Raw genomic sequence first — 21,400 nt, 5'->3', positions numbered from 1 at the left:
GTAACCGATGTCCATCCGAGTGATGCTGGTCGACGACCAAGTGCTGCTGCGCACCGGCTTCCGGATGGTGCTCGCCGCCCAGCCGGACATGGAGGTCGTCGCCGAGGCGGGCGACGGCCTGGAGGCTCTGGAGGTGCTGCGGGCCACCAAGGTGGACGTGGTGCTGATGGACGTGCGCATGCCGAGGCTCGACGGGGTCGAGGCGACGCGGCGGATCTGTGAGCCGGCGGAGCACCCGAAGGTGATCATCCTGACCACCTTCGACCTGGACGAGTACGCCTTCTCCGGGCTGAAGGCGGGCGCGAGCGGCTTCATGCTGAAGGACGTGCCGCCGGCCGAGCTGCTGGCGGCGATCCGTTCGGTGCACAGCGGCGACGCGGTGGTCGCGCCGTCGACGACGCGGCGGCTGCTGGACCGGTTCGCCCCGATGCTGCCGACAACCACCGAGGAGCCGCGGAACAAGGAGGTCGAGCGGCTGACGGAGCGCGAGCGCGAGGTCATGCTGCTGGTGGCGCAGGGCCTGTCGAACGGTGAGATCGCGGCCCGGCTGGTCCTGTCTGAGGCGACGGTGAAGACCCACGTGGGCCGCATCCTGACGAAGCTGAGCCTGCGCGACCGGGTCCAGGTCGTGGTGCTGGCGTACGAGACGGGCCTCGTCCGGGCGGGCGGCGGGGCCGGATAGCCCGCTTCACGGCCGGATAACCCGCTTCAGACCGTTCCCCCTTGGGCCGACCCGACCCGAGGCGGAACGCCGAACGCGGCCTGAGCGGATGACGAACTCGCAGCCGTGGGGCGGCGTGACCTGGAGGGCGTCGAGGCCGGCCTGGTCGGCCACGACGATGTCGAAGCCGGCGCCGCAGGCGATCCGGTCGAAGCCGCCGTTGCGGCTGACGATGGTGTCGTTGCCGCCCCGCCCGTCGAAGGTGAGGGTGGTGCCGGGCGAGGCGTTCCAGCCGTCCGGGTCGGTGAGCCGTACCCAACCCCTCGTCCGGCCCTGCTGCGCGGCCTACGTCATCCAGCGGTCCGGACGGGCCGAGGCGCGCGAGGTGCGGGAACGGGCCGCCTGGGCGCGCAGCAGCTCGGCGGCCTCGGCGGCTACGTCATCCAGCGGTCCGGACGGGCCGAGGCGCGCGAGGTGCGGGAACGGGCCGCCTGGGCGCGCAGCAGCTCGGCGGCCTCGGCGGCCGCCCGCAGCCGGGCGGTGACCGTGCCGTTCGCGCCGGTGTCCACATGGACGTCGGCCACGCCCCGGGCCCGCTCCCAGGGGCCCTGGGTGAGGCGGACGCTCTGCACCTTGGCGTGCGGGACGATCTCCGTACGGCGGCACAGGCGGCCGTGCCGGGCGGCGAACGCCTCCGGGGAGACGGCCAGGGCGTAGCCCTTCCACCACACCGGGACCACCCAGCGCGAACCGGCCCCCGGGGAGCCGGTGAAGGACAGGGCCGCCAGGTCCACCCCCGGCAGGACCCGGGCGATCACCGCGTACGCGGCGGCCCGCGAGGCCACCGGGACCAGGACACCGTTCTTCGAGCCCGCCACGGCCAGCTCCACCCGGACCCAGCCGCGCCGCCGCCACAGCAGCGGCTCCACGATCCGTACGGTCTGCACGCGCCCCGGCGGCACCGTCTCGTGGGCCCGGTCCAGGAGTCCGTGGTCCAGGCGCAGCCCGTCCGGGGACTCGGCGACCGTCCAGTCGTACTCGGCGAGGAAGCGGCCCGCGGTGCCGGACCAGACGCCGCCGAGCATCGGGAGCAGGGTGACGACGGTCGCCCACGGGCTGGAGCTGATCCACCACACGACCACGGGCGCGGTGATCCCGCCGGCCAGCGCCGCCCACACGCCGAGGCTCAGCAGCAGCGACACGGCGAGGTCGCGCGGGCGTACGCGCAGCAGCTCCCGTTCGGGGGCCTCGCCCAGGCTCACCGCCTCCTCGGGGGCGAAGCCCGCCGCCCGCGCGAGGAGCTCGGCACGCAGGGCCACGGCCTCCTTCTCGCCCAGGAAGGCCAGCTCGTCCTTCTCCTCGGTGCCGATGACGTCCAGCCGCAGGCTGGCGACCCCGGTCAGCCGGGCCAGCAACGGCCGGGTGACGTCGACCGCCTGGATCCGGTCGAGGCGGATGTGCGCGGCCCGCCGGAAGAACAGCCCGCTGCGGATGCGCAGCTCGGTGTCGGTGACGGCGTAGTGCGTGAACCACCAGCTCAGGAATCCGTACGCGCCGAACACCAGGAGCAGGCCCACGAGCGCCGCCACCCGCAGGAGGGTGGACAGGTCCGCTATCCAGTGCCCCGCCCGGTCGCCCTGCTGGGCGACCACGCCGACGGTCGCGGCGATGGGCACCCAGGCGCGGCGCAGCGGGGTGAAGGGGTGCAGCCGCCGCTCGCCGGCCGCGGCCTCGGCGGCCGTCGGCTCGCCGGTCGTCGCCTCGCCGCTCACAGACCCGCCGACCTTGCCTCGCCGAGCTCGGTGAGACGGTCGCGCAGGCGCTGCGCCTCGGCCGGCGCCAGGCCCGGGATCTTGGCGTCGGTCGCCGCGGCCGCCGTGTGCAGCTGTACGGAGGCCAGCCCGAAGCGCCGCTCCAGCGGCCCCGAGGTCACCTCGACCAGCTGCATCCGCCCGTACGGAACCACGGTCTCCTCCCGCCACAGCACGCCCCGGCTGATCAGCAGGTCGTCCGCGCGCTCGGCGTAGCGCCAGGACCGCCAGTTCCGCCCGAGCAGCACCCAGCCCCAGGCCAGGGCCACCAGCCAGCACCCCGCGAGGGCCGCCCACACGGGCCCGGCGAGCAGGCCCAGTACGACGCCGGTCGCCACCGCGAGAACCGTCGCCCAGATCACCAGCAGCATCCGCCGCAGAGCGAGCAGCCCACCCGGCAGCCCCACCCACTCGGGCCGATCCGTCTCACCCGTCGTCCCCGTATCCATCCCCCCACCCTAGGACTGAGACAATGCCCGCATGACGGAGACCACGGTCGGCATCGGCGGCGCGGCGGAGAGCACCGACATGGTGCTCAACATCGGCCCCCAGCACCCTTCCACGCACGGCGTCCTGCGCCTGCGCCTCGTCCTGGACGGCGAGCGGATCGTCAGCGCCGAGCCGGTGGTCGGCTATATGCACCGCGGCGCCGAGAAGCTCTTCGAGGCCCGTGACTACCGGCAGATCGTGATGCTCGCGAACCGCCACGACTGGCTGTCCGCGTTCTCCAACGAGCTGGGCGTGGTCATGGCCGTCGAGCGGATGCTCGGCATGGAGGTCCCCGAGCGGGCCGTGTGGATGCGGACCCTGCTGGCCGAGCTGAACCGGGTGCTGAACCACCTGATGTTCCTCGGCTCGTACCCCCTCGAACTGGGCGGGATCACCCCGATCTTCCACGCGTTCCGCGAGCGCGAGGAGCTCCAGGCCGTCATGGAGGAGATCTCCGGCGGCCGCATGCACTACATGTTCAACCGCGTCGGCGGCCTCAAGGAGGACCTGCCGGCCGGCTGGCTCGGCCGGGCCCGCGCCGCGATCGCCGACGTCAACACCCGCATGAACGTCTACGACGACCTCGTCCGCGGCAACGAGATCTTCCGCGGCCGCACCCGCGGCGTCGGCGTCCTGTCCGCCGAGGCCGTGCACGCGTACGGGGTCTCCGGCCCCATCGCCCGCGCCTCCGGCGTCGACTTCGACCTGCGCCGCGACGAGCCGTACCTCGCGTACGGCGAACTCCAGGACGTCCTCAAGGTGGTCACCCGCTCCGAGGGCGACTGCCTGGCCCGCTTCGAGGTCCTGCTGGACCAGACGCACAACGCGCTCGACCTCGCCGTGGCCTGCCTGGACCGGATGGCCGAACTCCCGCCGGGGCCGGTCAACCAGCGCCTGCCCAAGGTCCTGAAGGCCCCCGAGGGCCACACGTACGCCTGGACCGAGAACCCCCTCGGCATCAACGGCTACTACCTCGTCTCGAAGGGCGAGAAGACCCCGTACCGGCTGAAGCTGCGCAGCGCCTCGTACAACAACATCCAGGCCCTCGCCGTGCTCCTGCCGGGGCAGCTGGTCGCGGACATGGTGGCGATCCTGGGCTCGCTGTTCTTCGTCGTGGGGGACATCGACAAGTAACGCGATCTAGGGTGGCCGGATGACCTCTGGCATACCCGCCGGCTATCTGCGCCGGCTCGGCATCACCGACCCCGGTGCCCCTTCCGCCCCAGGGCTGTTCGCCCTTCAGCGGGCGCACCTGGAGCGCATCGCGTACGACAACATCGACATCCAGCTCGGCCGGCCGCCCGGCATCGACCCCGAGCTGTCCGCCCGGCGCTTCGCCGCCGGGCGCGGGGGCTACTGCTTCCACCTCAACGGCGGCTTCGCGCTGCTCCTCGAATCCCTGGGCTACGAGGTGACGCGCCACGCCGGCGGCGTCAACGCCGACCCCGCGGACCGCGGGGTCAGCGGCGGGCACCTCACGCTGACCGTCCGCGTCGACGGGACGACGTACTGGGTGGACGCCGGGGTGGGTGACGGCCCGTACGAACCGCTGCCGCTGCGCGAGGGCACGTACGAGCAGGGCGGGTTCCGGTACGCGCTGGAGCGGCTGGAGCCGCTGGAGGGCGAGGCCCCGGGCTGGACGATCCGCAAGTTCGCCGGCCCCATGCCCCGCGTGAACTTCCGTGACGCCCCGGCCGTGACGGCCGACTTCGAAGGCATGCACGCGTGGCTCTCGACGTCAGAGGAGTCGCCGTTCGTACGGACCTTCGCGGTGCTGCGGCGTGACGCGGAGGGCGCGGACGCGCTGCGCGGCCGGATCCTGACCCGCATCGACGGCGCGAAGGGCACGAGCGAGCGCGAACTGACCGACGCGGAGGAGTTCTTCGAGGTCATCGGGACGGTGTTCCGGAGGGACCTGGGTGACCTCACCCCCGTCGACCGGGCCGCGCTCTGGGCTCGCGTGAGCCGGGCGCACGAGGCGTGGCTCGCCTCCCGGCAGAGCTGATGTCGGTGGCGCAGGGCAGACTTGGGGCATGTCCCACTCCCCCCGTCGCGCCTGTCCCGCCTGCGGCCGCGACTGCGCCGTGACCGCCGGCCGGATCGCCCGCCACGATCCCCCGGCCGGGCGGGGCCGCGGCGACCTCGTGTCCTGCCCCGGCTCCCGGGCCCGGGTGGTGCTGGGCGCCTCGGCGCCGACGCTCGACGGTTTCACCTTGGCTCCGCATCCGGGCCAGCTGCCGCTGTTCTGAGTACGGGGACCGCGCGGGCCGAGTACCCGTTCACCCGGGGGCTGTCCCCCCCTCAACTCGCGGGGGCCGAACGGATGTTGAGGGCCGGAAGGCGTCCGTAGCGTTTCCGTCATGACGATCACGACGATCACGGCGTTCACGCAGAACAGCAAGCACCGGCGTCGGCAGTGGCTGCGGCGCGGTGCCGCCGCCGTGGCGCTCGCGGCCGTACTGGGCGGGTCGCCGCCCCGGCGGCCCTGGCGGCGCCCGTCGCGTACGTCGCGTCCGCCTCCACGGTCGGCGCGCCCGCGTCCGCCACCGCCCGCGGCGCCCTGATCTCCGTCACCCCGCTCGACACGCTCGGCCGCGACCAGGTCGTCGCCGCACTCGGCACGCTCGGATTCGACCCCGGGACCGTCCGGTACGGCGTGACCGCGTACCGGCTGGACTACGCCACCGTGGACCCCCAGGGCCGTCCCACCACCGCCCCCGGGCTCCTCGTCCTCCCGCGCGGCGGCCCGCACCGCCTCGACCTGGCCTCCGACACCCACGGCACGCTCGCCACCCGCGACGACGCCCCTTCCGGGGGCGCCGGTTACAACCGGCTCACCCCGTACCTGCACGCCTCCGCCGGCCGCGCCGTCGCCGCCCCGGACTACCCGGGCCTGGGCGGCGGCCCGGGCAGCCACCCGTACATGGACACGCGTTCCGCGGTCACCGCCTCCGTCGACATGCTCAAGGCCGCCCGCACCGCCGCCGGCCGGCTGGGCCGCCCCGTCACCCGGGACGTGTACGCCACCGGCTTCTCGCAGGGCGGCCAGGTGGCGATGGCCGTGGGCCGCGAGCTCTCCCGGGGCCGCGACGGCCTGCGGCTGCGGGCGCTCGCTCCGATCGCCGGCCCGCACACCCTGTCCGGCGACGATCCCCGACCCGCCGTCACCGCCGCCCGGAACGACCTGACCGCCTACGCCCGCGCAGACTCCCGGCCCGTCGCCGTCGCCCTGCGCCGCCCCTTCTACCGGATCCTCGACGACCTCGACCGGACACCGGCCTAGGGGATGCGCCGTACGTCAGGCCTTCGCGCCCAGCAGCTGGATCAGGCGCGAGCTGCTGTCGGCGCCGAAGCCCGCCTCCACCCCGCGCCGGTAGAGCTCGGCGTGCGCGGTAAGAATCCCGGTGTCCACGCCGGAGTCGGCGGCGGTGTGCAGGACGTGCTCGACGCTCGCCGCGCACATGGCGAGGCGCTCGTACGCGCCGTCGTGTTCGCCCGCGTCGATGCGCGGGGCGCCGTGCTCGTAGAAACCGCGCATCGTGTCGGCCGTGTACCCGGCGTAGGGCAGGACGTCCGCCGCCGTCAGGCCGTTGGCCCGCGCGACGGCGAGCGCCTGGTACCAGCCGGTGTACGCCGTCCAGAAGAGGATCATGTTGAGCTGGTAGTAGAGCTGCGCGTAGCCGGGGTCGGCGCCCCGGTAGTCGGTGGCGGCGAGAACGTCGAGCGCGGCGCGGTGCTCCTCGTAGACCTCCTCGGGACCGCTGACGAACGCGGACGAACCCTCCTGGCCGATGCCGGTCGGCGGCACGTTGACGCCGCCGGTGAGGTACGAGGCCCCGCGCGCCTCGGCCCACCGCGCGGCCTTGCGGGCCTTGTCCGGGACGTCCGAGGACAGGTTGGCCAGCACCCGGCCGCCGAGGTCGGTGTCCCCGAGGGCCGTGTACATGGCGTCCACGTCGATGAGGCTGAGCACGGTCAGCCTGCTCGCGGCGACGGCTTCGGCGATGCTGCCCGCCCGGCGCGCCCCGCGCGCCACGAGGGCGGTGTCCTTGCCGGCGCTGCGGTTCCACACGGTGACCGCGTAGCCGGCGTCGAGATAGGCCGCGGCCATGGCCCGGCCCATGGGGCCGAGGCCGACGACGGTGACCGTGGTGTCCTGGGTGGTCGAAACCTGGTTCATGACGGAGCTCCCCCAACGAATCGGCTAGAACGAACGCTCTATCCAGCGTTCTGGGCGACCGTAGCATGGACTGGAACGAACGCTCTATCCAGAATCGGCGGTAGGATCTCGCCCATGGCAGCAGCGACGAAGACAGCACTGGGGACGCGCGACCGGCTGGTCCGCACCGCCTCCCGCCTCATGCAGCACGGCGGTTACGAGAACACCCCGGTCAAACAGCTCGTCCGCGAGGCCGAAGCGACCCTGGGCTCGCTGTACCACTTCTTCCCGGGGGGCAAGCAGGAACTGGCGGTGGCCGCCATCCACTTCGGCGACGAGGAGTTCGCCGGACTGCTCCGCGCCGGGCTCACCGCATACCCGGATCCGGCGGAGGCGGTCGAGGCCGTCGCCGCGCTGCTCGCGCGGGAACTGGAGGCCTCCGACTGGCGGGACGGCTGCCCGGTCACGGCCACGGCCCTGGAGACGGTCGGCCGCCTGCCCGAACTCCAGGCGGCCTGTGCGCAGGCCTTCGCCAACTGGCAGCACCTGGTGGCTGCGAAGCTCCTGGCCTCGGGCTACCCGGAGCCGGAGGCCCGCGACCTGGCGATCACCGTGGTCAACACCCTGGAGGGCGCCGAGATGACCTCCCAGGTCACCCGCAGCCGCACCCCGCTCCTGGTGGCGGGCCGGCACCTGGCCCGCCTGGTGGCCTCGTACAGGGACTGACGGCTAGGAGATCGCGGTGCGGAGCCGGACCACGTCGATCGGCTCGGTCTCGTCATGGGCCGTCAGGTCGATGACCTGGCCCGCCTCGGGCGCCTCGGGCGCCTCGGGCGCCTCGGGCGCCTCGGATGCCTCGGGAGCGGCCTGCTCGGCCGACTCGGCCAGGTCGGCCGGGGGCTGCGCCGAGGTCTGCCCAGGGGTCCGCGCCGTCTCCGCCTCGTGCACCGCGAGGGCCTCGGCGCCGACCACATCGGCCAGGTCCTCGTTCTGGACCGCCTCGATGGCCGCGCGGGCCTGCGCCGCGTTCTTGGCACCGAAGAAGTCGAAGCCGCCCTCGACCCGGGACGCCGTCCGCCGCTGCGCCGCGTACGGGGCCACCGCCGCGGCCGGCCGACGCGCCGGGACCGCGGACGTGGGGGCCGACGGCGCCGCGGGCAGCTCCCGGGTCTGCGCCTTGCGGACCAGCGCGCCCAGAGCCGCGTGGGCCCGGGCGTAGCCGACCGAGGTGGGCGCGCCCGCCGAGGTGCGCTCCTCGGAGACCACCGGGAGTTCCTTCGGCGCGGCGGCCGGGGCCGCGGAGGCCTCGATGGCCAGCAGCCGGCGGCCCTCCAGGGCGCTCGCCCGCTCGGTCTCTGCGGTCGCGTACCGGCGCAGCAGCGCCGCGTGCTCGCCGCGCAGCCCCGCCAGTTCGACCCGCTTGGCGCGCAGCTTGGCGTCCAGCCTGGCGCGCAGCGCCCGGGCCTCTTCGAGATCGGATTCGAGCTCGGCTATCCGCTCGTCCGTCTTCCACTCGTCCTTGACGCGCTCGCGCGCGAGCTCCGCGACGCGGCGGCCCGCCGAGCGGTCCCAGGCGCGCATCACGACGCCGCCGGCGACCCCGGCGGCCGCTGTGGCGGCCACGAGCAGCCTCAACGCCACAGGTTCCGCGAGCAGCCAAGCCGCGCCGGCGCTGATGAGGGACACACCGGCGACGGCCGTCGGCGTGAGCAGCCGGTGCAGAGGTTCGGGATTGCGGTGGCGTCCACGGGGCATGGCCTGAAATTTACAGGGCGTGGAGGCCATGTGGGGTACCCGCCCGGCAATCTCTTTCCGAGCGGTCGCCCCACATTTCTCCGTCAACCGCGTCACCACTACTTCTGGAGAAGGCCCTTCGACTCCAGGTAGGCCTTCGCCACGTCCGCCGGCTTGGCGCGCTCCGCGTCCACCTTGCGGTTCAGGTCGACCAGGTCGGCCGTCGTGAGCGCCTTGGTGAGCTTGTCGAGCGCGGCCGCGACCTCGGGGGTGCCCGCGTCCTTGGCGTTGACCACGGGCAGCACGTTGTCCGCGTTCTGGAGCTTCTTGTCGTCCTCCAGCAGGACCAGGCCGTAGCTGTCGAGGGTGGCGTCCGTGGTGGTGGTCAGGACCAGCTGGTCCGCGCCGTCCTTCACCGCCTGCTTGGCCTGCGGGGTGCCGACACCCTTCGGGTCGATACCGGAGACTTCAATTCCGTATGTCTTCGTCAACCCGGGTGCGCAGAAGGGGCGGACGGCGCATTCGTCGCCCGCCGCGATCTTCACCTTCAGTCCGGACTTCCCAAGATCCGAAAGCGTCTTCAGGTTGTTCTTCTGGGCGAATTCCCTGCTCACCGCGAATGCGTTCTGGTCGACCGCCGCACCCGCGGGCAGCGCCTTCAGCCCGAGCGGGGCCGCGAGCTTCTCCAGGCCCGCCACCGTCGCCGCGACGTCGCTCGACGCGACCGGCTTCTCCTCCGGCGCCTTGGGGCCGTTCACCTTGGCGTTGAGGAACTCCGCGAGGGTGGCCGCGTACTCCGGGACGACGTCGATCTCGCCCTTCTCCAGCGACGGCTCGTACAGCTCGCGGTTGTTGACCGTCTTGATGGAGGTGCTGTAGCCCGCGTCCTTGAGGACCTGTGCGTACAGCTCGGCCAGCACGTTGGACTCGGTGAACCCGGCCGCGCCGATGACCAGAGCGCCCTTGCCCCCGCCCGAGGAGGACCCGGAGGAGGCCGAGCCGCCGTCCTTGCTCTTCTCCAGGCTGTCGCCGCCGCACGCGGCCAGCGACACCGTCAGGGCGAGGGTGCCCAGGGACGCGCCGAGGACGCGGGTGGTCTTGCTCATGGGGGTACTCCGTTCGAGGCGGGGAAAAGGGATCAGCGGGACGCCGCCGCCGGCCGGGGCAGCAGCCGGTCGGCCGCCACCAGTACGCCCTCCACCAGCAGGGCCAGCGCCGCCACCAGCAGGGCGCCCGCGACGACCTGCGCGGTGTTGTACGTGTTGAATCCGGCGGTGATGATCCGGCCGAGACCGCCCTGGCCGACCATCGCCGCGATCGTGGCCGTGGCGATGACCTGTACGGCGCCCGAGCGCAGCCCGGTCATCACCAGCGGACGCGCGAGCGGCAGTTCGACCCGGAGGAACAGCTGGCTCCCGGACATGCCCATGCCCCGGGCGGCCTCCACCACCGAGCGGTCCACCTCGCGCATGCCGACGTACGCGTTCGTCAGGATCGGCGGTATCGCGAACAGCACGAGCGCGGCGATGGTGGGCAGGTAGCCCGCGTTGCGCAGCGGGGAGACCATGAACAGGGCCAGCACGGCGAAGACGGGCACGGCCCGGCCGATGTTGGAGACGTTGACGGCGAGGGCGCCGCCCTTTCCGAGGTGGCCGAGGAACAGGCCGACGGGCAGGGCCACCGCACAGGCGATCGCGAGAGCGATCCCGCTGACGTAGACGTGCTCGCCGAGCCGGTGCCAGACGCCGCTCTCGCCCGACCAGTTGGCGCCGTTCGCCAGCCAGTCCCAGGCATCCCCCGCCACGCCCATCACCTCAGGCCTCCTTGGCCGCGGGCCGACGGCCGGCCCTGGTCCACGGTGTGAGCAGCCGCTGCACGCCGAGCAGCAGCAGGTCGGCCACGAGCGCGAGCAGCACGCACAGCACCGAGGCGGTGAGCACCTGGGCCTTGAAGGAGCTGTTCACGGCCGGGGCGATGAGATTGCCGAGGCCGCCCTTGCCGACGATGGAGCCGACCGTGGTCAGCGCGACGGTGGAGACGGTGGCGATCCGCACCCCGGCGAGCAGCGCGGGCAGCGCCAGCGGCAGTTCGACCTGCCACAGCAGCCGCCCGGGGCCGTATCCCATGCCGCGCGCGGCCTCCCGCACGTCCGCGGGGACGGCTTCCAGGCCGGCCAGCACGTTGCGGACGAGGATGGTCAGCGAATACAGCACCAGGCCGGTCACCACCAGCGCCGCCGAGAGCCCGAACAACGGCAGCAGGAGGGAGAACATGGCGAGCGAGGGGACCGTGTAGAGCAGGGTGGTGAAGGCGAGCACGGGCGCCGCCCAGCGCCGGCCGCGGCGGGCCAGCAGGGCGAGCGGGACGGACACGGCGATGCCGATGAGCACCGACACGCCCGTGATCCAGATGTGTTCGAGGGTGGCGTCGGTGAGTTCCTGGGAGCGGGAGGAGACGTACTCCCAGCAGATCCAGTCGTTCGCCACCAGGCAGCTCTGCCCGGCCATGCTCCTCACCTCCCCCGTCACCGAACGCACGTTCTTCAACAGCGCAGTCTTTCAACAGCGCAGCCACAAGTGACCCTAACCCCCGGCACCGACAACGGCCGGAATCCTTCGCAGTGGGGCAACACTCCCTTTACAAACGGGGCACGCGGGTAAGGAAGGATGGCGATGTGATCCGATTCGAGCATGTGACCAAGCGCTACCCCGACGGGACGACAGCCGTCGAGGACCTGTCCTTCGAGGTGGCGGAGGGCGAGCTGGTCACGCTCGTGGGACCGTCCGGCTGCGGCAAGACGACCACGATGAAGATGGTCAACCGGCTGATCGAGCCGACCTCCGGCCGGATCCTGCTCGGCGGCGAGGACATCGCCGCCGCCGACCCGGTCGAGCTGCGCCGGCGGATCGGGTACGTCATCCAGCAGGTCGGGCTCTTCCCGCACAAGACGGTGCTGGAGAACACGGCGACCGTGCCGCAGCTGATCGGCACCCCGAAGGCGAAGGCCCGCGCGCGGGCGGCGGAGCTGCTCGAACTGGTGGGGCTGGATCCGGCCGTCTACGGGGGCCGGTACCCGGAGCAGCTGTCGGGCGGGCAGCGCCAGCGCGTCGGCGTGGCCCGCGCGCTCGCCGCCGATCCGCCGGTGCTGCTGATGGACGAGCCGTTCGGCGCGGTCGATCCGGTGGTGCGCGAGCGGCTCCAGAACGAGTTCCTGGCGCTGCAGAAGACGGTGCGTAAAACGATTCTGCTGGTCACGCACGACCTGGAGGAGGCGATCCGGCTCGGCGACCGCATGGCGGTCTACGGGGCGGGCACCATCGAGCAGTTCGCGCGCCCGGCGGCGGTGCTCGGGGCTCCGGCCACCGCGTACGTGGCCTCCTTCGTCGGCGCGGACCGGGGGCTCAAGCGGCTCGCGGTCACCCCGGTCGAGGCGGCCGACCTCGCCGCGGCGGACGCCGGGGCCCCGGCCCCGGCCGGGGCGGTGGAGCTGGGGGCGACGCTGCGCGAGGCCCTCTCCGCCCTGCTCCAGGAGGACTCGGGCCGGATCGGCGTCACGGACCCGGCCTCCGGCGAACTGGTCGGCGTACTCACCCCGGAGGGCGTCCACCGGGCGCTGCGCCGGGCCCAGTTGCAGGAGGCATGAAGCAGGAGGCAGGGGCCGGCGCACAGCGAAAAGGGCCCGACCGGAGTCGGGCCCTTCACCGGCGGAACCGGGCACTCAGGCCTGGATGCGGCCGCTCATCCACACCAGCATCGGCGGGATCTCGCGCCGCCACGTGTTGAAGTTGTGGCCGCCGCTGTCGAGGATGATCGAGGAGACCCGGTCCGGGCCCTTGACCAGCTTGATGAACTTCTTGGTGTCACCGAGGTTCGGCTCGCCCGTCTCGCTGCTCGTGACGAGGAAGGACGTACCGGTCGGCTTCTTGTGCTCGATGCTGTGCAGGACGTCGGCGCGCTTCTTCAGCGCGTCGTCCCCGTGGAACAGGTCGCCGGTCGTCGGGTCGTCGGGAGCCTCGTAGTACGCGGACAGACCCGCGGCGGCGCCGAAGGTCTGCGGGTAGTGCGCGGCGATCTTCAGGGCGCAGTAGCCACCCGTTGAATTCCCGATGAAGCCCATGTTCTCGGGGCCCTTGCCGACCCGGAAGGTGTCCGTGATGGCCTGCGGAAGGTCCTGCCCGAAGAAGGTCTCGGTCTGCGGGCCACCGGGTATGTCAACGCACTCGGTGTCACGCGGGGGTGCCACCGTCGGACGCAGCATGACCAGGATCATCGGCTTCATCTTGCCCGCCTTGGACAGACTGAAGGCCTTCATGGGGTAGTCGAGCCCTTTGATCAGGTTCTCGGCGGTGCCCGGGTAGCCGGTCAGCACGATGGACGCCGGGAAGTTCTGGTCCTTGTGCTGCGGCTGGAAGTACTCCGGCGGGAGCCACACGTAGCCGGGGCTCGTTATCTTCGACTTCTGCCCGGTTATGGCAACCTTCAGGATCTGACCGCCCACCTGGGGCTTGGCACCACCGGGGACGTCCAGCTTCTGCTTGTCGACGACCTTGATGTCCTTGCTGCTCATCGAGTGGTCGACGACCTTGCCCATCGACGTCTCCTGGCCGAACAGGTCTGCCCAGGAACCGTAGAAGAGGAACGACTTGTTGGCCGCGAGCCCCACAGCCGAGAACAGCGCCAGCTGGGTCGCCAGCAGGAGGCCGATCCGGCCGGTGTACGCGCGCCAGGTGCGGCCCGAGAGCTTCGGCCAGAACCAGACGGTGGCCGCGAAGAGCAGCACACCGGCGATGATGGCCAGCGCCAGGACCGTATTACTGGTGAGACCCATGAGCAGTCAGTCGACTTTCTGATGGCAGGACTGGAAATTTCCGACGGAAGAGTGAACCCGCTCCTCGTCGATGTCGTCCTAATGGACGCACCACACACCGGAGGCTGTCGCGGCCTTCGGCCACATGATCTCTCGCGGAGCAACGGGAAGCGATGTCTAGCAGGATAGATGGCGATAAGTCGGGACAGGTTCCGAGCGGAGTCCGCCGAATCCTCCGTGGACCACGGCCGGAGTCGGTGCCCGGCCTGGTAGGTACGGCCGTCATGATCGTCGGCCTTCTGGACGTCGCGGCGGGAGTCTTCCCGCGGTTCCGGCACAGCCGGATCCACGCGGTGGCCGAAGTGCTGCCGGTGTTCGGCCCCTTCGCGGCGGCCCTGGCCATCAGCGCGGGCGTACTGCTCCTGCTGCTCGCGCACGGCCTCAAGCGCCGCAAGCGCCGGGCCTGGCGGGCGGCGGTCGTGCTGCTGCCGGCCGGCGCCGCAGCGCAGTTCGCGTACCGGCACTCGATCATCGGTGTGGTCATCGCGGCGCTGCTCTTCGCGCTGCTGCTGCGCCACCAGAGTGAATTCAAGGCGCTGCCGGACCCGCGCAGCCGCTGGAAGGCGCTCGCGAACTTCGTGCTGATGAGCGCCGGTTCCATCGGGCTCGGCCTGGTCATCGTCAACGTGCACCCGGGCAGGGTCGTCGGCAACCCGGGCCTGTACGAGCAGATCACGCACGTCGTGTACGGGCTCTTCGGCTTCGAGGGCCCCGTCGACTACGCCGGCCAGGTGTCCTGGACCGTCGGGTACTCCCTGGGCGCGCTCGGCATGCTGACCGCCCTCACCACCATGTACCTGGCCTTCCGCCCCGAGCACCCGGCCGCGCGGCTCACCGCCGACGACGAGGGCAAGCTGCGCGAACTCCTCGCCAAGCACGGCGGCCGCGACTCCCTCGGCCACTTCGCGCTCCGCCGCGACAAGGCCGTCGTCTTCTCCCCCAGCGGCAAGGCCGCCGTCACCTACCGCGTCGTGTCCGGCGTGATGCTCGCCTCCGGCGACCCCATCGGCGACGTCGAGGCCTGGCCCGGCGCCATCGAGCGGTTCATGGAGGAGGCCAAGGCCCACTCCTGGACCCCGGCCGTCATGGGCTGCAGCGAGACGGGCGGCGAGGTCTGGACCCGCGAGACCGGCCTGGACGCGCTGGAACTGGGTGACGAGGCGATTGTCGATGTCAAAGACTTCTCCCTCTCGGGTCGCGCCATGCGCAATGTCCGCCAGATGGTGAAGCGCATCGAGCGCAACGGCTACACCACCAAGGTCCGCCGGGTCAGCGAGCTCACCGAGGCCGAGCTGGAGCAGGTGCGCGGCGCCGCCGAGGCCTGGCGCGGCACCGACACCGAGCGCGGTTTCTCCATGGCGCTGGGCCGGGTCGGCGACCCGGGCGACGGCGACTGCTTCATCGCCACCGCCCACCGGGTGGAGGAGGGCGACACCAGCCCGTTCGGCGACCTGAAGGCCGTCCTGCACTTCGTCCCGTGGGGCGCCGACGGCATGTCGCTGGAGCTGATGCGCCGCGACCGCGCCGCCGACCCCGGCATGAACGAACTTCTGATCGTGGCCTCCCTGGAGGCCGCCCCCTCGCTGAAGATCGAGAAGGTCTCGCTGAACTTCGCGATGTTCCGCTCGGCCCTCGCCCGCGGCGAGAAGATCGGCGCCGGCCCCGTGCTGCGGATGTGGCGGAACCTGCTGGTCTTCCTCTCCCGCTGGTTCCAGATCGAGTCGCTCTACAAGTTCAACGCGAAGTTCCGCCCCCGCTGGGAGCCCCGCTTCGTGGTCTTCCGCACCACCCGCGACCTGCCCCGCATCGGCTTCGCCGCGATGCAGGCCGAGGGCTTCGTGACGCTGGCGCTGCCGCGCCTGTTCGCCAGCCGCCGCCGCCCCAAGCCGGTCCGCACGTGCGCCCACAACCACACCCCCGCCAAGGTCCCGGCCCAGGCGGAGCGCGAGGTCCAGGCCGCGTAGCGGTCCGTACGCCCGTGCCGCGTAGCAGTCCGGACGCCCGTACGGGCCCCAGGGCCCCGGCAGCCGACAGGCGCCGGGGCCCTGCCGTATCCAGGTCAGCCCTACCCTTGGACCTATGAACACGAAGCGCGGAGCCACCGGCAGGGGCCGGGTCGCAGGTCTGCCCGAGTGGGACCGCTGCGCGGTCATGGGCGTCGTCAACGTCACCCCCGACTCCTTCTCCGACGGCGGCCGCTGGTTCGACACCACCGCGGCCGTCAAGCGCGGCCTCGACCTCGTCGCCCAGGGCGCCGACCTCGTCGACGTCGGCGGCGAGTCCACCCGGCCCGGCGCCTCCCGCGTCGACGAGGAGGAAGAGCTGCGCCGGGTCGTCCCCGTGGTGCGCGGCCTCGCCTCCGAGGGGATCACCGTCTCCGTCGACACCATGCGCGCGACCGTCGCCGAGCAGGCCGTCGCCGCCGGCGCGGTCCTGGTCAACGACGTCAGCGGCGGGCTCGCCGACCCGGGGATGATCCCGGCCGTCGCGGCCGCCGAAGTGCCGTTCGTGGTGATGCACTGGCGCGGCTTCAGCGACGGCATGAACAGCCTCGCCGTCTACGAGGACGTGCTCGCCGAGGTCACCGCCGAGCTCCGGGCCCGGATCGACGCGGTCGTGGCCGGCGGGATCGCCCCCGAGCGGCTCCTCGTCGACCCCGGCCTCGGTTTCGCGAAGAACGCCGAACACGACCTCGCCCTCGTCGCCCACCTGCCCGAGCTGCGCGCCCTCGGCTTCCCGCTGCTGGTCGCCGCCTCGCGGAAGCGTTTCCTCGGCCGGGTCCTGGCCGGCGCCGCCGACGCCGCGCCGCCGCCCGCCCGCGAGCGCGACGCCGCCACGGCCGCCGTCTCCGCCATCGCCGCCCACCAGGGCGCCTGGGCCGTACGGGTCCACGAGGTACGGGCGACCGCGGACGCGGTTCGGGTGGCCCGGGCCGTGGAAGGAGCGCTGTGACCACCGACCGAGAAGGAGCCCTGTGAGCAGAACCGACATCGAAGCGGTCGAAGAGGTCAACACGGCCTTCTACGAGGCCATGGAGCGGGGGGACTTCGACGCACTGTCGGCGCTCTGGCTCGATGACGAGATCTCCTGCGTGCACCCGGGCTGGCCGGTGCTCTCCGGCCGCGGCGAGGTGCTGCGCTCGTACGCGCTGATCATGTCCCACACGGACTACATCCAGTTCTTCCTCACCGACACCAAGGTCTCCGTCATCGGGGACACCGCACTGGTGACCTGTACGGAGAACATCCTCAGCGGCGGCCCCGCCGAGGACGGCGGGGAACTCGGCCCACTGGTCGGCCAGCTGGTCGTCGCCACAAATGTGTTCCGACGCACATCCGAGGGCTGGCGGCTCTGGTCCCACCACGGTTCTCCGGTCCTCGCGGACTCCGATGAGGAGGAGGAAGAGGGCACCGACTGACCCCAAGGGCGGGGGCGAACGGCCATCGCAGGTAAATTCGAAGGCGGACGACGCCGACCGCACTCGGCGTAGGCCCATGGCCCCGGGCGGTCCCGGGACCGGAAGCACCTACGAAACAGGAGTGATTCGCGTGGATCGTGTCGCGCTGCGCGGCCTCAAGGCTCGCGGGCACCACGGCGTCTTCCCCCGGGAACGCGAAGAAGGCCAGACCTTCATCGTCGACCTGGTGCTGCATCTCGACACCCGCCCCGCGGCGGCCGGAGACGACCTGGCGAAGACCGTGCACTACGGGGTCGTCGCCGAGGAGGTCGTCGACGTGGTCCAGGGAGAGCCCGTCGACCTGATCGAGACCCTCGCCGAGCGGATCGCCCAGCAGTGCCTCAAGCACGAAGCGGTGGCGCAGGTGGAGGTCGTCGTCCACAAGCCGGACGCGCCCATCACCGTCCCCTTCGACGACGTGACCATCACGATCACCCGGAGCCGCGCATGAACAACGGACTGAACACACAGAGCGACCCCACCGTGCAGCCGGTACCCGCCTCCGTCGTGGAGACGGTCGACGCGGCGGACACCACCCTGTCCAACCCGAAATGGGCCGTCATCGCGCTCGGCGCGAACCTCGGCAACCGGCTGGAGACCCTCCAGGGCGCCATCGACGCCCTCGGCGACACCCCGGGCCTGCGGGTCAAGGCCGTCTCCCCCGTGTACGAGACCGAGCCGTGGGGCGTCGAGCCCGGCTCGCAGCCTGCGTACTTCAACGCGGTCGTCAAGGTGCGGACCACGCTGCCGCCGTCCTCGCTCCTGGAGCGCGGTCAGGCCATCGAGGAGGCCTTCGACCGCGTCCGCGAGGAGCGCTGGGGCCCGCGCACGATCGACGTCGACATCATCTCGTACGCCGAGGTGGTCTCCGACGACCCCGTCCTCACCCTGCCGCACCCGCGCGCCCACCAGCGCGCCTTCGTGCTGGCCCCCTGGAACGACATCGACGCGGAGGCGCGGATCCCGGGCCACGGCGCCGTCGGCGCCCTCCTGGCCGGAATCGGCCTGACCGGAGTCACGCCGCGCCCCGACCTGGAACTCCGCCTCCCGGAGTAGTCGTTCGCGTCTCTGATCGGCTGGCTGATCCTGTGGCGAGACCTGTGTCTGGGAACGGGATCTCCCACCGTGGAGGGCTGGCATGGGCGTGCAGGTGGAATCCCGCGCCCAGTGCTGCTCCTCGTGGCCGGTGTCGGCCGGTGGTGGGTGTGCTGATCGTCGTCACGCCCTGGTGCCGGTCGGCTGCGCGGCGCAGCCGCCTCCGGTCCGTGTGAGCGTGTCCCTCCGGACGCTTTCCCGCCGGCCCCGAGGGTCTGGCGGGGGAGGGTGCCCTGCGTCGCCTGGGCGCGGGGCGTGCTGCCTGCTGGTGGGGCAGATGGCCCATTTCCAGCCGGGTGTGGTGGGCCGGTCGGGGGCCTTGCGGTGCCGTAGCGGGGTGAGGCACCGGGGGCAGTGCCGGGAGGTGTTCCTGGCCGGGACGGTGACGACGGCCACGCCGGCCTCGGCCGCCAGGTGCCGCATGCGGTCGACGATCTGCCCGCGCACCTGCTGAGACAGGCGCGTGTTGATGGTGCGGCCCATGCCACGGGCTTCCAGGGAGCGTAGGTCTTCGACGTAGATGACGCTCGCACCGGCGGCGACGGCCTGATCGACCGCCCACCGGGCGGCGGCCCACGCCAATGCGCCGTTGAGGCTCGACCGGCGCGCGGACACGTACGCGATCTCGTCGCTCAGAACGGTGTGTTTGGCGGCCAAGGCATGCTGCTCGTCTCCGGCGGTGAGTCGCCGGTACTGGTCGGCCTTGGCACGCAAGAACTCGGACAGTCGGCGCAGCCGGTGCTGTTTGGCGAGGACACCGGCGGCCCGGAACATGCCCCCGGCTCCGAGGGCGTTGATCCGCCCGTCGTCGTGGAGCCGGACCGCGCCCGCGGTGAGCAGGGTGTTCAGGCCCCAGTCCACACCGAGTGCGACCGTGTGCCCGGTGCGGGCGGTCTTCGGCACCGGGTGGGTGTGAGGGAGATCGGCTCGGACACTGCCCTGGTGCGGGCGGAGGGTGGGCAGGTGCAGCGCCGCGTCCGCCGGGACCGTCGGAGGCAGGGTGATGGGGCAGGCCACCCACGTCCAGTCCCGGTACGACTGCGGATCGGGACGGGTGGGCAGCTGCAAGCGCAGCAGCACACGGCCCGGCCCGTCCGCCCGCTCGATGGTGGCCTGCTGCCTGTCACAGGTGGAGAGCAGCAGCATCCTCGCCACCCGGGGCACGCTCTCCACCTCGAAGAGATCCGCTGGCATCCGCCCGTGCTTCCGGAGGAAGGCGGTGATCTGTCGGGTGCGGGCTTTGATGACGCTGGACGGCAGATGCTGACCGCCCGGCACTGCCGCTCGCACCGCATCCCACTCCTGCGCATCGCGCTTCGCAGGGTCGGCCGGCCACGCCTTGAGGACTCCCGCGGTCAGGTCGGCACGCCACTCCGTCGAGCGCAGGACGCGCCCGGCCTGCTCCCGTGCCATGCGAACGATCCGGTCATTGACGCGCACACCCTCCGGCGGCTCGGCGGTCCAGCCCAGGCGGCGGAGCGCCACGCACGCGTTCGACGGCAGCCTCCTGCCGCCGTAGTCCTCTCCGGACGCGAGAACGTCCACATCGGTGGCGTTCCAGTGTGTGGCCAGCAGCTCCGCGACCATGCCGGCCACCAGATCTGCACACCAGCCGACCCGTTCCGCCAGCACGGATGAGGACAGCAACTGACCGCTCTCCTCATCCACACCCCTCCGCAACAGACCACGGGCACAAGCGGTCCGAGCGGTCTCGCCCCGGGCAAGCGGCACCCTCCGACTCACTCTTCCCCCCTGCCGACCGGTGCTGTCATCCGATCAACGACGACCCCGACGGAACGTCACGCATTCGACCAACGAACTCACGTACCGCACCCACGCAGGACGGACATCACGGCGAGAACCCGACACGATCGCTGCGGATGCACAGCGAACTGTGCGAGCCTGTGGACTGCCTGACGGATCAGCGCGGAAAGCGGGGAACGGGCACGTGAAGCAACTGAGGCCTGCGGTCCTGGCGGGGATCTTCGTCGTCGCCGGGGTCCTGTCCTGGGCGGGCGCCCGCCTGTGGAACGCGTACGGCACGCTGCCGGGCGTTCCGCTGGCCGCGCCGATCGTCCTGGGCGTCATCGCCGCGGTGCTGCTGGCGACGGCCCTGTCGCTGCGGTCCCGCCTCAAGGCGCAGCGCGAGCGGCGGCCGGGGGCCAAGGGCGTGGAGCCGCTGATGGCGGCCCGTGCGGTCGTCTTCGGCCAGGCCAGCGCGCTGGTGGCGGCCCTGGTCGCGGGCGCGTACGGCGGTGTCGGCGTCTTCCTGCTGACCGACTCCCTCGACATCCCCGCCCGCCGCGACCAGGCCTGGTACGCCGGCTTCTCGGTCCTGGCGGGCGCGGCGGTCGTCGCCGCCGCCCTCTTCCTGGAACACGTCCTGAAGCTCCCCGAGGACGACGACCAGACCCCCGAGGCCCCGGCCCGCGCCTAGGCCCCCCACGGCGTAGACCCCAAAGCATCGGTCCCCCTCCGTGAAGTCACGGAGGGGGACCGTAGCGGACCCGGCTAGCGCGCCAAGATGAGGCTCATCGCCTCGGCTCGGGTGGCCGTGGCACGGAGCTGGCCGCGGACTGCGGACGTGGTGGTCTTGGCACCCGGCTTGCGGATGCCGCGGACCGACATGCACATGTGCTCGGCCTCGATCACCACGATGGCGCCGCGCGCGTCGAGGATCTCCATCAGGGAGTCCGCTATCTGCGTAGTAAGACGTTCCTGCACCTGCGGGCGGCGGGCGTATACGTCCACGAGGCGGGCCAGCTTCGACAGGCCCGTGATCTTGCCACTCTCCGCCGGGATGTAGCCGACGTGAGCGACGCCGTGGAACGGCAGCAGGTGATGTTCGCACAGAGATACGATTTCGATGTCCTTCACCAGGACCAGCTCATCGTGTCCCAGGTCGAACACCGTCGTCAGGACGTCCTCGGGCTTCTGCCACAGACCGGCCAGGATCTCCTTGTACGCCCGCGCCACGCGTGCCGGGGTCTCCAGCAGGCCCTCGCGGTCCGGGTCCTCGCCGACCGCGATCAGGAGCTCACGGACCGCCGCCTCGGCGCGCTTCTCGTCGAACACACCGATCGTGCCCTTGTCGCCGGTCAGGGTCACTGGGTCCGTCATTGCTTCC

The 21,400-nt window shown here is 72.0% G+C and carries 23 protein-coding genes; 13 read left to right on the top strand and 10 right to left on the bottom strand.

What is annotated here, in order from left to right; genetic code table 11:
• Positions 1-7: 7 nt before the first annotated feature.
• A complete protein-coding gene (locus ACGFYQ_RS19055; RefSeq protein ID WP_393745235.1) occupies positions 8-682 on the top strand; it encodes a response regulator in 675 nt (224 codons plus the stop codon).
• A 413-nt stretch (positions 683-1,095) separates the two neighbouring features.
• Here ACGFYQ_RS19055 and ACGFYQ_RS19050 read toward each other — a convergent pair whose 3' ends face one another.
• A complete protein-coding gene (locus ACGFYQ_RS19050; protein WP_393745233.1) occupies positions 1,096-2,433 on the bottom strand; it encodes a PH domain-containing protein in 1,338 nt (445 codons plus the stop codon).
• The gene (locus ACGFYQ_RS19045; protein WP_393745231.1) at positions 2,430-2,921 is read right to left on the bottom strand and encodes a PH domain-containing protein; all 492 of its coding nucleotides are present in this window, start codon (positions 2,919-2,921) and stop codon (positions 2,430-2,432) included. Before ACGFYQ_RS19045 ends, ACGFYQ_RS19050 begins: the two co-directional genes overlap by 4 nt.
• Before the next feature lie 31 nt (positions 2,922-2,952).
• Between ACGFYQ_RS19045 and ACGFYQ_RS19040 the strand changes: the two genes are divergently transcribed.
• The 4 genes from ACGFYQ_RS19040 (at position 2,953) to ACGFYQ_RS19025 (ending at position 6,244) form a co-directional block, all read left to right on the top strand.
• A complete protein-coding gene (locus tag ACGFYQ_RS19040) occupies positions 2,953-4,095 on the top strand; it encodes an NADH-quinone oxidoreductase subunit D (RefSeq protein ID WP_393745229.1) in 1,143 nt (380 codons plus the stop codon).
• 19 nt (positions 4,096-4,114) lie between these two features.
• A complete protein-coding gene (locus tag ACGFYQ_RS19035; protein ID WP_393745227.1) occupies positions 4,115-4,966 on the top strand; it encodes an arylamine N-acetyltransferase in 852 nt (283 codons plus the stop codon).
• Positions 4,967-4,994: 28 nt separating this feature from the next.
• Complete coding sequence (locus tag ACGFYQ_RS19030; RefSeq protein ID WP_393745225.1) at positions 4,995-5,210, top strand: hypothetical protein; 216 nt, start codon at positions 4,995-4,997, stop codon at positions 5,208-5,210.
• 167 nt (positions 5,211-5,377) lie between these two features.
• The gene (locus tag ACGFYQ_RS19025; protein ID WP_393745223.1) at positions 5,378-6,244 is read left to right on the top strand and encodes an alpha/beta hydrolase family protein; all 867 of its coding nucleotides are present in this window, start codon (positions 5,378-5,380) and stop codon (positions 6,242-6,244) included.
• A 15-nt stretch (positions 6,245-6,259) separates the two neighbouring features.
• Here ACGFYQ_RS19025 and ACGFYQ_RS19020 read toward each other — a convergent pair whose 3' ends face one another.
• A complete protein-coding gene (locus ACGFYQ_RS19020; protein WP_393745221.1) occupies positions 6,260-7,141 on the bottom strand; it encodes an NAD(P)-dependent oxidoreductase in 882 nt (293 codons plus the stop codon).
• Positions 7,142-7,255: 114 nt separating this feature from the next.
• Here ACGFYQ_RS19020 and ACGFYQ_RS19015 point away from each other — a divergent pair, with 114 nt between their 5' ends.
• Positions 7,256-7,846: a TetR/AcrR family transcriptional regulator gene (locus ACGFYQ_RS19015; RefSeq protein ID WP_393745219.1), complete on the top strand. Its 591-nt coding sequence runs from the start codon at positions 7,256-7,258 to the stop codon at positions 7,844-7,846.
• 3 nt (positions 7,847-7,849) lie between these two features.
• On the opposite strand, the gene ACGFYQ_RS19010 is transcribed toward ACGFYQ_RS19015, so the two are convergent.
• From ACGFYQ_RS19010 to ACGFYQ_RS18995, 4 genes are all read right to left on the bottom strand, one after another.
• Complete coding sequence (locus ACGFYQ_RS19010) at positions 7,850-8,875, bottom strand: hypothetical protein (RefSeq protein WP_393745217.1); 1,026 nt, start codon at positions 8,873-8,875, stop codon at positions 7,850-7,852.
• 98 nt (positions 8,876-8,973) lie between these two features.
• On the bottom strand, positions 8,974-9,960 hold the full coding sequence (locus tag ACGFYQ_RS19005; protein ID WP_393745215.1) for an ABC transporter substrate-binding protein: 987 nt from the start codon (positions 9,958-9,960) through the stop codon (positions 8,974-8,976).
• Between the two features lie 32 nt (positions 9,961-9,992).
• Entirely contained in the window at positions 9,993-10,664 is a 672-nt protein-coding gene (locus tag ACGFYQ_RS19000; RefSeq protein WP_393745213.1) for an ABC transporter permease, read from the bottom strand.
• Between the two features lie 4 nt (positions 10,665-10,668).
• On the bottom strand, positions 10,669-11,361 hold the full coding sequence (locus tag ACGFYQ_RS18995; protein WP_393745211.1) for an ABC transporter permease: 693 nt from the start codon (positions 11,359-11,361) through the stop codon (positions 10,669-10,671).
• Between the two features lie 167 nt (positions 11,362-11,528).
• On the opposite strand from ACGFYQ_RS18995, the gene ACGFYQ_RS18990 reads away from it, so the two are divergent.
• Positions 11,529-12,497: an ABC transporter ATP-binding protein gene (locus ACGFYQ_RS18990; RefSeq protein WP_393745209.1), complete on the top strand. Its 969-nt coding sequence runs from the start codon at positions 11,529-11,531 to the stop codon at positions 12,495-12,497.
• Between the two features lie 75 nt (positions 12,498-12,572).
• Here ACGFYQ_RS18990 and ACGFYQ_RS18985 read toward each other — a convergent pair whose 3' ends face one another.
• The gene (locus tag ACGFYQ_RS18985) at positions 12,573-13,682 is read right to left on the bottom strand and encodes an alpha/beta hydrolase (RefSeq protein ID WP_393745207.1); all 1,110 of its coding nucleotides are present in this window, start codon (positions 13,680-13,682) and stop codon (positions 12,573-12,575) included.
• A 152-nt stretch (positions 13,683-13,834) separates the two neighbouring features.
• Here ACGFYQ_RS18985 and ACGFYQ_RS18980 point away from each other — a divergent pair, with 152 nt between their 5' ends.
• The 5 genes from ACGFYQ_RS18980 to folK all read left to right on the top strand — a co-directional run bounded on the left by ACGFYQ_RS18980 (position 13,835) and on the right by folK (position 18,234).
• On the top strand, positions 13,835-15,685 hold the full coding sequence (locus ACGFYQ_RS18980; RefSeq protein ID WP_393745205.1) for a phosphatidylglycerol lysyltransferase domain-containing protein: 1,851 nt from the start codon (positions 13,835-13,837) through the stop codon (positions 15,683-15,685).
• Between the two features lie 115 nt (positions 15,686-15,800).
• Positions 15,801-16,673 (top strand): dihydropteroate synthase, encoded by an 873-nt coding sequence (gene folP / locus ACGFYQ_RS18975; protein ID WP_393745203.1) that lies wholly within the window; start codon positions 15,801-15,803, stop codon positions 16,671-16,673.
• A 79-nt stretch (positions 16,674-16,752) separates the two neighbouring features.
• Positions 16,753-17,139, top strand: coding sequence for a nuclear transport factor 2 family protein (locus tag ACGFYQ_RS18970; protein WP_393745335.1), 387 nt, complete (start codon positions 16,753-16,755; stop codon positions 17,137-17,139).
• A 130-nt stretch (positions 17,140-17,269) separates the two neighbouring features.
• On the top strand, positions 17,270-17,629 hold the full coding sequence (gene folB / locus ACGFYQ_RS18965) for a dihydroneopterin aldolase (RefSeq protein ID WP_030010912.1): 360 nt from the start codon (positions 17,270-17,272) through the stop codon (positions 17,627-17,629).
• Complete coding sequence (gene folK, locus ACGFYQ_RS18960; protein WP_393745201.1) at positions 17,626-18,234, top strand: 2-amino-4-hydroxy-6-hydroxymethyldihydropteridine diphosphokinase; 609 nt, start codon at positions 17,626-17,628, stop codon at positions 18,232-18,234. Before folB ends, folK begins: the two co-directional genes overlap by 4 nt.
• A 162-nt stretch (positions 18,235-18,396) precedes the next feature.
• Here the strand turns inward: folK and ACGFYQ_RS18955 are convergent, their stop codons facing one another.
• Entirely contained in the window at positions 18,397-19,920 is a 1,524-nt protein-coding gene (locus tag ACGFYQ_RS18955; protein ID WP_393745199.1) for a transposase, read from the bottom strand.
• 301 nt (positions 19,921-20,221) lie between these two features.
• On the opposite strand from ACGFYQ_RS18955, the gene ACGFYQ_RS18950 reads away from it, so the two are divergent.
• Complete coding sequence (locus ACGFYQ_RS18950; RefSeq protein WP_393745197.1) at positions 20,222-20,710, top strand: DUF3180 domain-containing protein; 489 nt, start codon at positions 20,222-20,224, stop codon at positions 20,708-20,710.
• Positions 20,711-20,784: 74 nt separating this feature from the next.
• Here the strand turns inward: ACGFYQ_RS18950 and folE are convergent, their stop codons facing one another.
• Complete coding sequence (gene folE / locus ACGFYQ_RS18945) at positions 20,785-21,393, bottom strand: GTP cyclohydrolase I FolE (RefSeq protein ID WP_393745195.1); 609 nt, start codon at positions 21,391-21,393, stop codon at positions 20,785-20,787.
• Positions 21,394-21,400: the final 7 nt, after the last annotated feature.

The sequence above is a fragment of the Streptomyces sp. NPDC048258 genome (assembly GCF_043201995.1).
Lineage (GTDB): Bacteria > Actinomycetota > Actinomycetes > Streptomycetales > Streptomycetaceae > Streptomyces.
Note: the sequence above shows the minus strand (reverse complement) of the source record. Positions and strands in the feature narration are given on the sequence as shown.